A 12,314-nucleotide genomic window follows, 5' to 3' on the forward strand; every position below is an offset into this window, starting at 1 on the left:
GTGGCGGTTTCACTTTGGCAGCAATGTATCGGACGACTACAGGACGAGCTTTCCGCTCAGCAATTCAGCATGTGGATCAGACCGTTACAAGCCGAAATGGATGGGGAAACTCTAGTGCTATATGCACCGAATCGATTCGTACTCGATTGGGTGAGAGACAAGTACCTCAATACCATCAATCAGTTCTTCACCGAACAGATGGGTAGCGATGCCCCCAAGCTGCGTTTCGACATCGGTAGTCGCCCTGCGAGCAAACCGGCGGCGCCGGCTGCCTCGACCAAGAGCCCAGTTGCACCCGCGGCCAGCAAATCCCCAAGCAAGCCGTCATTTAATAGCAACGAACCCGCGGCCACGGCGAATCATAGAAGCAATATGAACCCCACCTACCAGTTCGACAACTTCGTCGAGGGTAAGTCTAACCAGCTGGGTAAGGCAGCCGCCTTACAGGTGTCTGAAAATCCGGGTGGCGCCTATAACCCTTTGTTTCTCTATGGTGGCACTGGTCTGGGTAAGACCCACCTGCTGCATGCCGTGGGTAATGGCATCATCAAGAACAATCCGAATGCCAAGGTGGTCTACATGCATTCCGAGCGCTTCGTGCAGGATATGGTGAAGGCGCTGCAGAACAACGCGATCGAAGAGTTCAAACGTTACTACCGTAGCGTCGATGCGCTGTTTATCGATGATATTCAATTCTTTGCTAACAAAGACAGATCCCAGGAAGAGTTCTTCCATACCTTTAATGCCCTGTTAGAGGGTAATCATCAGGTGATCTTGACTTCAGATCGCTACCCCAAGGAGATCGACGGGGTGGAAGATCGCCTCAAGTCCCGCTTCGGCTGGGGTCTGACGGTGGCCATCGAGCCGCCCGAGCTTGAGACCCGCGTGGCGATCCTGATGCGTAAGGCCCAAGAGAGTGGCATCAACCTGCCCGATGAGGTGGCCTTCTTTATTGCCAAGCGTCTGCGATCTAACGTTCGTGAGCTAGAAGGCGCGCTGAATAGGGTGATCGCCAACGCCAACTTTACCGGACGTCCGATCACTATCGATTTTGTGCGTGAAGCCCTAAGAGATCTCTTGGCTCTGCAGGAAAAATTGGTCACTATAGACAACATTCAGAAAACCGTAGCTGAATACTATAAGATCAAGATGGCCGACATGCTGTCGAAGCGCCGCTCACGCAGCGTCGCCAGACCGAGACAGATGGCGATGGCATTGTCGAAAGAGTTAACTAACCAGAGTTTGCCCGAGATTGGCGATGCCTTTGGTGGCCGTGATCATACGACAGTGCTACACGCCTGTCGCAAAATTGCCCAGCTACGTGAAGAAAGTCATGACATTAAAGAAGATTATGCTAACTTAATCCGTACGCTATCTTCATAAACTCTGGGAAATTGAAACTGATGAAATTTTCAATTGATAGGGATGCCCTATTAAAGCCGCTTCAACTCGTGAGTGGGGCGGTGGAGAGACGACATAACTTACCTATTCTGGCAAACCTTTTAGTTGAAGTAAGTGGTCACTCACTTAAGTTGACCGGTACCGATTTAGAGGTCGAATTAGTTGGCCAGGCAGAGCTGCAGGGTGAGGTTCAAGAGGGCCGCACCACAGTACCGGCAAAGAAATTTCTCGATATCGTTAAGTCCCTTCCCGATCAAGTCGAACTCAAGATAGAGCAGCAGGACAACCGTCTGTTGCTGCGCTCGGGTCGTAGCCGTTTTACCCTGGCTACCCTGCCAGCCGAAGAGTATCCCAATGTGGATGCCTTCCAGGCCGACATCGAATTTACCCTCAAGCAGGGCACCCTGAAGTCACTGATCGATGCGACTCAGTTCTCCATGGCTAACCAGGATGTGCGTTACTACCTGAATGGTCTGTTGCTGGAAACCGAAGGTAATGTGCTGCGTGCCATCGCCACCGATGGTCACCGTCTGGCCTTGAGTCATCGCATGGTGCAAGATTCCCTGCCTGAGAAGCAGGTGATCGTGCCGCGCAAAGGCGTATTGGAGCTGCAGCGTCTGTTCGAAGGTGAAGATCTGGATGTGACCCTGTCAATCGGTGAAAACGCCATTCGTGCCACGACTCAGAGCGCCGTGTTTACCAGTAAGCTGGTGGATGGTCGCTTCCCTGACTATCGTCGCGTGCTGCCTAAGGGCGGTGACAAGATCGTTATCGCCAGCCGTAACCATCTCAAGCAGGCGCTGCTGCGTGCCTCGATTCTCTCGAACGAGAAGTTCCGCGGTGTGCGCGTACAGCTGGAGCAGAACCTGATTAAGATCACCGCCAACAACCCCGAGCAGGAAGAGGCGGAAGAGATCCTCGATATCGAATATGACAACGCACCGCTGGAGATCGGCTTTAACGTCAGCTATCTCCTTGATGTGCTCAACAACCTGCCATCGGATGACGTGCGCATCACGCTGATCGATGGTAACTCCAGCGCCCTGATCGAAAATCACGTCGAAGAAGATTCTATGTACGTCGTGATGCCGATGCGTCTCTAGTCTTAAGCTATGCGCGCCCGCAAGGGCGTGCATCTTCTAAGATGGCCCTAGCGCCATTGCCATGAGTATTAGATGAGTTTATCTCGCCTTCATATCGATTCCTTTCGTAATATCGCCAGTGCCCAGTTGCAGCTCGGTGACGGCCTGAATCTTATCTATGGTCAGAACGGCAGCGGCAAGACCAGTATTCTAGAGGCGATCTTCTTTTTGGGGATGGGACGCTCCTTTCGTAGCCACCTGTCTCAGCGAGTGATTCAGAACGATCAGGACAAGCTGACCCTGTTTGCCCAGCTAGAGCAGGGTGAGCAGGAGACCAAGATAGGGCTTAGACGTTATCGCTCGGGTGAAACCGAGGTCAAAATGAACGGCGAAAAGGTGAAACGTCTGTCCACCTTAGCCGAAACTTTGCCCATTCAGGTGATCACGCCGGAGAGTTTTTCACTGCTTTTTGAGGGGCCAAAATCCCGTCGCCAGTTTATCGACTGGGGCGCCTTCCATACCGACAAGAGTTTCTATACCGCCTGGACAAATGTAAGGCGAATTTTAAAGCATAGAAATCAGATGCTTAAAAGCGAAACCCCTTATCAGCAGATTCAGTTTTGGGATAAGGAATTGGTGCGCTATGCCGAAATCGTAACAGAGATACGAAAGCGATATGTAGGCTCGTTAAATGAACGACTTAAGGGTATAATCGAAGAGTTTTTACCTCAGGTTGATGTTAAGGTTTCCTTTACCCGAGGCTGGGATAGTAAAACTGATTATCAGACCCTGTTGCAGGCACAATATCCCAGAGATTTAGCGGCGGGACACACGGCCAGTGGTCCTCATAAGGCCGACCTGAGATTAAGGGTCGGGACTTTGCCGGTACAAGATGCCCTGTCCCGAGGGCAATTGAAGTTGCTTGTATGCGCACTGCGTATTGCACAGGGAAAGTTGCTCAAACAACAAATAGATAAAAACAGTATTTATCTGGTGGACGATCTGCCATCGGAATTGGATGCTAGGCACAGGCAACTCTTGCTGCAGCAGCTAAGCGATACGGGCGCACAAGTCTTTGTCACCGCCATCGAGCCTGCGGCAATAATGGATTCGTTAAACACGCCACCCGTTAAGGTGTTCCATGTGGAACAAGGGCGTGTAACGGTAATTGAATAACCGACGAGAGAATAATATGTCAGAGAATAGTTACGATTCTTCGAGTATTAAGGTACTAAAGGGCCTTGATGCGGTACGGAAGAGACCTGGGATGTATATTGGTGACACCGACGACGGTACGGGTCTGCATCACATGGTGTTCGAAGTGGTCGATAACTCTATCGATGAGGCGTTAGCGGGCTACTGTAATGACGTGATCATTACTATCCATGCCGACGGCTCGGTATCGGTAAAGGATGACGGACGTGGTATTCCTGTTGCTATCCACCCAGAAGAGGGGGTATCGGCGGCTCAGGTTATTATGACGGTACTGCACGCCGGCGGTAAGTTCGACGATAACTCTTATAAAGTATCTGGTGGTCTGCACGGCGTGGGTGTTTCTGTGGTGAACGCCCTGTCTGAGAAGCTTAAGCTGACCATTCGTCGTGACGGCAAGTTGTATGAACAGTTCTACACCATGGGTGAGCCAGATGCGCCGATCGAGGCGATAGGCGAAGCCACCAACACAGGTACTGAGATCCGTTTCTGGCCAAGCGCCGAGACCTTCTCGGACACTCTTTTCCATTTCGATATTCTGGCTAAGCGTGTTCGCGAGCTGTCATTCCTTAACTCGGGCGTAGGGATTCGCCTAATCGACGAGCGTGATAACAAGGATGAGTTCTTCAAGTATGAAGGCGGTATCAGTGCATTCGTCGATTACCTCAACCTGAACAAGACCCCGGTCAACAAAGAGATCTTCCACTTCGTGCAGGAGCGTGAAGACGGTATCACAGTAGAAGTGGCGATGCAGTGGAACGACGGCTTCCAGGAAAACATCTTCTGTTTCACCAACAACATTCCTCAGCGCGATGGTGGTACTCACCTTGCTGGTTTCCGTGCCGCCTTAACCCGTAACCTCAACAGTTACATGGACAAGGAAGGCTTTAACAAGAAAGGCAAGACCTCTGCCACCGGCGATGACGCCCGTGAAGGCCTGACCGCCGTGATCTCGGTGAAGGTGCCGGATCCTAAGTTCAGCTCTCAGACCAAAGACAAGCTGGTATCGAGCGAAGTGAAGTCGGCCGTTGAGCAGACCATGGGTGAGAAGTTGGGTGACTACCTACTGGAGAACCCTAACGAAGCCAAGCTTATCGTCGGTAAGATCATCGACGCGGCCCGTGCCCGTGAAGCGGCGCGTAAGGCCCGTGAGATGACCCGTCGTAAAGGCGCATTAGATTTAGGTGGTCTGCCAGGTAAGTTGGCGGATTGCCAGGAGAAAGACCCTGCGCTTTCTGAAATTTACATAGTGGAGGGTGATTCTGCGGGTGGTAGTGCCAAGCAGGGTCGTAACCGTAAGAACCAGGCGATTCTACCGCTTAAGGGTAAGATCCTTAACGTTGAGAAGGCCCGTTTCGACAAGATGCTCTCTTCTCAGGAAGTCGCGACCCTGATCACCGCCTTGGGCTGTGGTATTGGCCGTGACGAGTATGATCCCGATAAGACACGTTACCATAACATCGTTATCATGACAGATGCTGACGTCGACGGCTCGCACATTCGTACCTTGCTGTTGACCTTCTTCTTCCGTCAAATGCCAGAGCTTATCGAGCGTGGCTATGTATTTATCGCCCAGCCGCCACTGTACAAGGTGAAGAAGGGTAAGCAGGAACAGTACCTGAAAGATGATCCGGCACTGACCGAATACCTGACTAACCTAGCCTTGGACGGTGGTGAGATCCATCCGTCTCAAGACGCACCGGCCATGTCTGGCGCGCCACTAGAGAAGTTGGTGTATCAGTACCGCGAAGTGGAAGCGATTTTCGATCGTCTCGAGCAGCGTTTCCCAATTATGTTGACCGAGCGCATGCTTTATCAACCTGGCTTGAGCAACGATATCCTGGCCGACGAAGCCAAGGTGAAACAGTGGTGCGACAACTATGTGGCTGCCCTGACCGAAGCAGAATCGGGTGGCTTCATCTTCAGCGCCGAGGCCTTCCTCGACCCAGAGCGTCAGGTCTATCTGCCTAAGGTGACGGTACGTAAGCATGGTATCGATACCCACTACCTGTTCTCTTACGACTTCCTGCAGTCGAGCGACTACCAGCGTATGACGGCCCTGGCCGAGGCGCTTGAAGGTCTGATCGAAGAGGGCGGTTATGTGAAGCGTGGCGAGCGCATGAAGGAAATTTCTTCATTCGTCGACGCCCTGGATTGGCTGATGAACGACTCTAAGCGTGGCCTCTACATCCAGCGCTACAAAGGATTGGGTGAGATGAACCCAGAGCAGCTGTGGGAAACCACCATGGATCCTGAGTCGCGTCGTATGCTTAAGGTGACTATCGAAGATGCCATTGCCGCCGACCAGCTGTTTACCTGTCTGATGGGTGATCAGGTTGAGCCGCGTCGTGACTTCATCGAGTCTAACGCCCTTAACGTGGCCAACCTGGACGTATAACGGCTAGCGAGTTTTAAAAGCCCCGGTCTTCCGGGGCTTTTTTGTATCTGCGCTACAGAAAATAATCTTTAGCGAGTATTGGATGTTTTACTCTTGATGCTCTAGGCTGGCGCGAATTGCCCTGGCAAACTCCAATGCCTGCGGGGTGTCGCCATGAAGGCAGAGGCTGGTGGCCTGGCAGCTTACCGATTCACCCGTCACCGCCGTCACTTTCTGCTCTTCGACTATGGAGCTAACTTGTTCGAGTACCTTATGGGTATCTTCGATAAGTGCGCCAGGCCGTGAGCGGGGAGCGAGCCGACCATCGGCGAGGTAGCCTCGATCGGCGAAGGCCTCTTCGATAACCTCTAGGCCGGCGCGTCTCGCCTGAGTTACCAAGGGGCTACCCGCCAATATCATCAGCTTAAGCTTTGGATTGATCGCCTCTATGACCCGAATGAGAATACGGCCTAGGGCGGGGTCCTGAGCCGCATCATTGTACAGGGCACCGTGAGGCTTCACGTGGTGGAGATCGACCCCTAGCTCGTCGCATACGGCCTTTAAGGCGTTAATCTGTTGTAATAGCGAGTCAAAAAGCGGTTCAGCCTCTATGGCTATAGATAGGCGGCCGAAATTGGTCCTGTCGGGATAGCTGGGGTGAGCCCCAACCTTTACATGGTGCGCCTTGGCGAGTTTGACCGTCGCCAGCATGCTCTGGCGATCGCCGGCGTGACCGCCACAGGCGACATTGGCCGAGGTCACTAGTGTCAGCAGCGCCTCGTCCTGTGGGCCTCCCTCGCCTAGGTCGGCGTTGAGGTCAATTCTTAGCGGCTTAACTCCCATCCATTGCCCTCGCTAAGCGATAGAAATAGTGTTGCCATTCAAGGTTAGCATCTTCCACCTGATTGGGGCTGACATGCTGAAAGCGGATCGCTTGGCCTGCTCTGGCCTGGGCCAGTTTCCAGCGGTCGGCCTCGATCACCATGGCCATTCTCGGGTAGCCGCCGCTGGTCTGGGCATTGGCCTGTAGCACTATAGGTTGGCCACCAGGCGGCACCTGCACCACGCCCGGCAGCACGGCGTGGGAGCGCAGACTCAGATGTTTGGCCGAGTCCAGAGACTCGCCTGTCAACCGGGCGCCCATGCGATCATTCTGGGGCGAAACGGTCCAGTGGCCATGCCAGAAGGCCTTGCGATCTTGATCGTTGAACTGGCTCATCTCTGGCCCGGGTAGGGCGCGCAGTATGCCGTCGTTGGCCCTGTGCACTGCGCCAACCGGACGACTGAAGTTCGCTTCGGCATGGGGACTCAGGTTTAGTATGTCTCCAGAGGCGAGTTGTCGTCCCTGATAGCCACCGAATTGTCCAGGCTGGAAGGTGCCGTGACCGCCGAGAACCTCGGGGACCTCTATGCCGCCGAGTACAGCCAGGTAGCCCCACACGCCCTGTCTTGGCCCCTTAATCGTTAGATGTTCCCCTGGATTCACCCGGCCGCGCCAGCCGTGCCACAGGGGGCGGCCGTCTGCCTTTCCCTTTATCTCACTCTCTATTCTAGCCTCGAAGGTGGCGCCGCAAAGGGCGACCCAGCTCGGGGTCTCGAAGGTGAACTCATAGCTACCGCTGGCGAGCTCGATGGCGGGGGCGTTATCCTCATTGCCCAGCAGGCGGTTGGCCAGGATCAGCGAGAAGCTATCCATGGCGCCGCCGCTTGGTATACCTAGGTGCCCCTGTCCCTGCCTGCCGAGATCTTGAATGCTGGCCAGGCCGTTTACCCTATCTAGCCGTATCATAGCGCTATCTCCACAGGGGTGAACCGTACCCTGTCGCCCGGCTTGAGCAGGCATGGGGTATCGCTGGTGGGATCGAAAAGCGCTAGTTGAGTTTGGCCTATGATCTGCCAGCCACCCGGACTCGCCAGCGGGTAGATGCCCGTCTGCTCGCCGCCTATGCCAACGCTGCCTGCGGGAATGGTTAATCTGGGAGTCGCCAGCCTGGGGGTATGTAAGCGCTTGGACAGGCCTTCGAGGTAGGCAAATCCTGGTTGAAAGCCGATGAAGAACACCTGATAACTGGCCTGGCTGTGAAGCTTGACCACTTCTTCTGGGCTGAGGAGATGGAATTGGGCCACAGAGAGCAAATCCGGCCCCCCGTCGCCGCCATAACTTACCGGGATCTCTATGGTGCGGCTGTCGATCTCCTCAGTTGGCGCGCTGTGCCAAAGGGAGTCGAGTTTTGCCTGCATGGCTTTTAACTGCCTGGTCTCTCTTACGACTATGGTCAGGTTGTTCATGCCGGGGATAGCCTCTTCGACTATGGGTAACTGGCGCAGCTGCTCGGCTAGCCAGCATAGCTTAGACTGCACGGCCCAAGAGAGTGCGGCATCGGGCGTGGGATCGAGTACCAGGGCGCGCTCGCCCAGGGGATAGATATTGATTTGCAAAGAGGGGATAAACCTATGACTGTCTCTCATCATTTGAGTCTAACGAGCTTGAGGCGCAATAGCCATCAATAGCATGTCCGGACATAAAAAAAACGCACCCCTGAGGATGCGTTTTTTGTTTTTAAGCAGTAACTTATTGCAGCAGCGAGATATCGGCGGCGTGCAGGAACTGGGCTCTGAGCTTAGACAGCAGCGCCAGACGGTTCTGCTTGAGGGCCTCGTCGTCGGCCATTACCATCACATCTTCGAAGAAGGTGTCGACGCTTTCACGCAGGCTGGCCAGCAAGGCCAGTGCCTGTTGGTAGTCGGCGTTGGCAAACAGCGGCTCCAGTTGTGGCTGCAGCTCATTGAGCTTGCTGGCTAGCGCCTGTTCGGCGCTCTCTTGTAGCAGGTTGCTGTCGATATCGCTGGCGATCTCGCCCTCGACCTTGGCCAGAATGTTCGACACACGCTTGTTGGCTGCGGCCAATGCTGCGGCCTGCTCCAGGCTTCTGAAGTGGGTAACTGCCTTGATGCGGCTGTCAAAATCGGCCGGCGAGGTTGGACGACGTGCCAGTACCGCCAGGATCACATCGACGCTGATGCCTTGATCTTGGTACCAGGCGCGGAAGCGGCCCATCAGGAATTCCAGTACTTGCTCGGCGGTGTCGGCGTTGCTCAGGTTAGCACCGTGAAGCTCCTGTGCCTTGGCAACCAGATCGACCAGGTCGAGTGGCAAGTTGTTTTCTACACAGATACGCAGGATACCGATAGCCGCGCGGCGCAGGGCGAAAGGATCCGCCGCACCTTTTGGTGCCTGACCTATACCGAAGATACCCACTAGGGTATCGAGTTTCTCAGCCAGTGCCACAGAGATAGAGATAGGCTGAGTCGGCACGCTGTCGCCTGAGAACTTAGGCTTGTACTGCTCCTCAAGCGCCAGGGCAACCGCCTCGGTTTCACCGTCCAGGCGCGCATAGTGCATACCCATGGTGCCCTGTAGATCGGTAAATTCCATCACCATGTTGGTCATGAGATCTGACTTAGAGAGTAGACCCGCACGGCCTGCCTGCTCGCTGTCGGCACCGATACCTTGGGCGATGAAGGCGGCGAGGGCAGAGATGCGTTCGACTCTGTCTTTGATGGTGCCAAGCTGCTGCTGGAATACCACGGTTTCCAGGCTGGCGAGACGAGATTGCAGGCTATGCTTCTTGTCTGTCTCGAAGAAGAATTCGGCATCGGCAAGACGTGGACGAACCACCTTCTCGTTACCTGCGATGATCTGCGCCGGATCCTTAGATTCGATGTTCGATACGAAGATGAAATGCGGCAGCAGAGTGCCCGCCTTGTCGAATACCGGGAAGTATTTCTGATCGCCTTTCATGGTGTAGACCAGGGCTTCGGCCGGTACGTCGAGGAATTTTTCTTCGAAGTTGGCGGTGAGAACTACCGGCCACTCGACCAGAGAGGTCACCTCTTCCAGCAGATCTTCATCGATCTCGGCGATGCCGCCCATGGCGTCGGCTGCCGCCTGAGCGTCGGCCTTGATGATGGCCATACGCGCCTGATAGTCGGCCATCACCTTGCCCTGGGTTTCCAGCGCGGTGAGGTAGTTATCGGCATGATCCAGTTCCAGAGTATCGACACCCATGAAGCGGTGGCCGCGGATGGTGCGCGCCGATTCAATGCCCAGCAGTTCGCCAGGGATCAGCTCGTCGCCCATCAGCATGGTGACTGTGTGTACCGGACGGATAAATTGGGTCTTATTGCTGCCCCAACGCATAGGCTTAGGGATAGGCAGCTTGTCCAGGGCGCGCTGGGCCATCTCGGCGACCAGTGACTTGGTTTCTACACCGACGACCTTGGCCTTGTGAAGTAACCATTCGCCCTTGTCTGTGGTAAGACGCTCGGCCTGTTCGACCGTGATGCCGTTACCACGGGCCCAGCCCATGGCGGCCTTGGTTGGGTTGCCTTCGGCGTCGAAGGCCTGGGCAATTGCCGGGCCACGCTTCTCGACAACCTTGTCTGCCTGGGCGGTCACCAGGGCATTAACCTTTAGGGCCAGACGGCGAGGCGCCGCGTACCAGGTGGCCGACTCATAGCTCAGTTCGGCCTTCTGCAGCTCTTCTTCGAAGTTAGCCAGGAAAGATTCGGCTAAGGTGCGCAGTGATTTTGGCGGTAACTCTTCTGTGCCTACTTCAATGAGTAAGTTTTCAAATTTCATCTTAATATACCTCTACTTACACATTGGGAAGCCGAGTGCTTCACGGGCTTGGTAATAGGACTCAGCCACTGACTTGGCCATGGTGCGCACGCGCAGGATATAGCGCTGACGCTCGGTGACCGAAATAGCATGACGGGCATCGAGTAGGTTGAAGGCGTGGGAGGCTTTCATCACCTGCTCATAGGCAGGCAAGGGCAGTGGCGTCTCGAGTGCTAGCAGCTCGTTACAGGCTTTCTCACAATCGTCAAACTGCTTGAACAGTACTTCTACGTTGGCGTGTTCGAAGTTATAGGTAGATTGCTCAACCTCATTTTGATGGAACACATCGCCGTACATGATCTTGCCCATAGGACCGTCGGTCCACACCAGATCATAGACGCTGTCGACTTCCTGGATATACATGGCCAGACGCTCGAGACCATAGGTTATCTCACCTGTCACAGGGCTACACTCCAGGCCGCCTACCTGCTGGAAGTAGGTAAACTGAGACACTTCCATGCCGTTTAGCCAGACTTCCCAGCCCAGACCCCAGGCACCCAGGGTAGGTGATTCCCAGTTGTCTTCCACGAAGCGTACGTCATGGATATTCATGTCGACGCCCAAGGCCTCAAGAGAACCCAGGTAGAGTTCCTGGATATTACTTGGCGAAGGCTTAAGTACTACTTGGAACTGGTAGTAGTGCTGCAGACGGTTAGGGTTTTCACCGTAACGACCATCGGTAGGACGACGACATGGCTGAACATAGGCGCTGCTCATCGGCTCAGGGCCAAGAGAACGCAAGAAGGTCATAGGGTGGAAAGTGCCCGCGCCTACTTCCATGTCCAGCGGTTGAACGATAGCGCAACCTTGCTGCGCCCAGTATTCCTGCAGGGTTAAGATGAAACCCTGGAATGTTTTTACGTCATGTTTCGTCGTCATGTCTACTACTGTCAGCTTGTGATAGAAAATGGTTTCGATTATACCTTGTTGAAAAAGGCTTATGTAGGTTATTTTTTACCTTAACGGCGGAAAAATAGGAAAAAACACCATGGATGTAAAGCGTTGTGGCTGGGTCGGCGAGGATCCGCTATATAAGGCGTATCATGACGAGGTTTGGGGACGTCCCGTGTATGACAGTCAGGAGTTGTTTGCCAAGCTCTGTCTCGACGGGCAACAGGCGGGTCTATCCTGGATCACTATACTCAAGAAGCAGCAAAATTATGAGGCGGCCTTTGCCGATTTTGACCCCTATGTCATAGCCAAGTTCGACGAGGCAAAGGTAGAGGAATTACTACAAAATCCCGGCATCATACGTAACAGGCTCAAGGTCAATTCCATCATCAAGAATGCCAAGGGTTACATCGCCTTCGTGGAGCAGGGCAACGACTTCTCCGAGTTTCTCTGGAGTTTCGTCGACGGCCAGCCCAAGCTGAATCATTTTCAACGACTGGATCAGCTGCCGGCACAGACCCCCGAGTCGGAAGCCATGTCAAAGGCATTGAAAAAGCTTGGGTTTAATTTTGTCGGCCCGACTATCTGCTATGCCTTCATGCAGGCGGTAGGCATGGTCAACGACCACACCGCCGACTGTTTCTGTTACCAAGATAAGTCTAACTAAGGT

At 54.2% G+C, this 12,314-nt stretch carries 10 protein-coding genes; 5 read left to right on the forward strand and 5 right to left on the reverse strand.

What is annotated here, in order from left to right; all coding sequences use genetic code 11:
* The 4 genes from dnaA (at position 1) to gyrB (ending at position 6,093) form a co-directional block, all read left to right on the forward strand.
* A complete protein-coding gene (dnaA, locus tag K0H80_RS00005; protein ID WP_220072698.1) occupies positions 1-1,383 on the forward strand; it encodes a chromosomal replication initiator protein DnaA in 1,383 nt (460 codons plus the stop codon).
* Between the two features lie 20 nt (positions 1,384-1,403).
* On the forward strand, positions 1,404-2,504 hold the full coding sequence (gene dnaN, locus K0H80_RS00010; protein ID WP_011863812.1) for a DNA polymerase III subunit beta: 1,101 nt from the start codon (positions 1,404-1,406) through the stop codon (positions 2,502-2,504).
* A gap of 72 nt (positions 2,505-2,576) precedes the next feature.
* Positions 2,577-3,659, forward strand: a complete 1,083-nt coding sequence (gene recF / locus K0H80_RS00015) for a DNA replication/repair protein RecF (protein ID WP_220072699.1) — start codon at positions 2,577-2,579, stop codon at positions 3,657-3,659.
* A 16-nt stretch (positions 3,660-3,675) separates the two neighbouring features.
* Positions 3,676-6,093, forward strand: a complete 2,418-nt coding sequence (gene gyrB, locus K0H80_RS00020) for a DNA topoisomerase (ATP-hydrolyzing) subunit B (protein WP_220072700.1) — start codon at positions 3,676-3,678, stop codon at positions 6,091-6,093.
* Positions 6,094-6,180: 87 nt separating this feature from the next.
* On the opposite strand, the gene pxpA is transcribed toward gyrB, so the two are convergent.
* The 5 genes from pxpA to glyQ form a co-directional block, all read right to left on the reverse strand.
* A complete protein-coding gene (gene pxpA, locus K0H80_RS00025; protein ID WP_220072701.1) occupies positions 6,181-6,915 on the reverse strand; it encodes a 5-oxoprolinase subunit PxpA in 735 nt (244 codons plus the stop codon).
* A complete protein-coding gene (locus K0H80_RS00030; RefSeq protein ID WP_220072702.1) occupies positions 6,905-7,861 on the reverse strand; it encodes a 5-oxoprolinase subunit C family protein in 957 nt (318 codons plus the stop codon). Before K0H80_RS00030 ends, pxpA begins: the two co-directional genes overlap by 11 nt.
* On the reverse strand, positions 7,858-8,511 hold the full coding sequence (pxpB, locus tag K0H80_RS00035) for a 5-oxoprolinase subunit PxpB (protein WP_258406144.1): 654 nt from the start codon (positions 8,509-8,511) through the stop codon (positions 7,858-7,860). The genes K0H80_RS00030 and pxpB overlap by 4 nt, the downstream gene beginning before the upstream one ends.
* 133 nt (positions 8,512-8,644) lie before the next feature.
* Entirely contained in the window at positions 8,645-10,714 is a 2,070-nt protein-coding gene (gene glyS / locus K0H80_RS00040) for a glycine--tRNA ligase subunit beta (RefSeq protein WP_220072704.1), read from the reverse strand.
* 12 nt (positions 10,715-10,726) lie between these two features.
* Positions 10,727-11,632 carry a glycine--tRNA ligase subunit alpha gene (gene glyQ / locus K0H80_RS00045; protein WP_011863820.1) on the reverse strand — a complete coding sequence of 302 codons (906 nt, stop codon included), beginning with the start codon at positions 11,630-11,632 and terminating at the stop codon, positions 10,727-10,729.
* Positions 11,633-11,741: 109 nt separating this feature from the next.
* Here glyQ and K0H80_RS00050 point away from each other — a divergent pair, with 109 nt between their 5' ends.
* Positions 11,742-12,311 carry a DNA-3-methyladenine glycosylase I gene (locus tag K0H80_RS00050; RefSeq protein ID WP_220072705.1) on the forward strand — a complete coding sequence of 190 codons (570 nt, stop codon included), beginning with the start codon at positions 11,742-11,744 and terminating at the stop codon, positions 12,309-12,311.
* Positions 12,312-12,314 lie beyond the last annotated feature (3 nt).

Source organism: Shewanella aegiceratis, from assembly GCF_019457495.1.
Lineage (GTDB): Bacteria > Pseudomonadota > Gammaproteobacteria > Enterobacterales > Shewanellaceae > Shewanella > Shewanella loihica.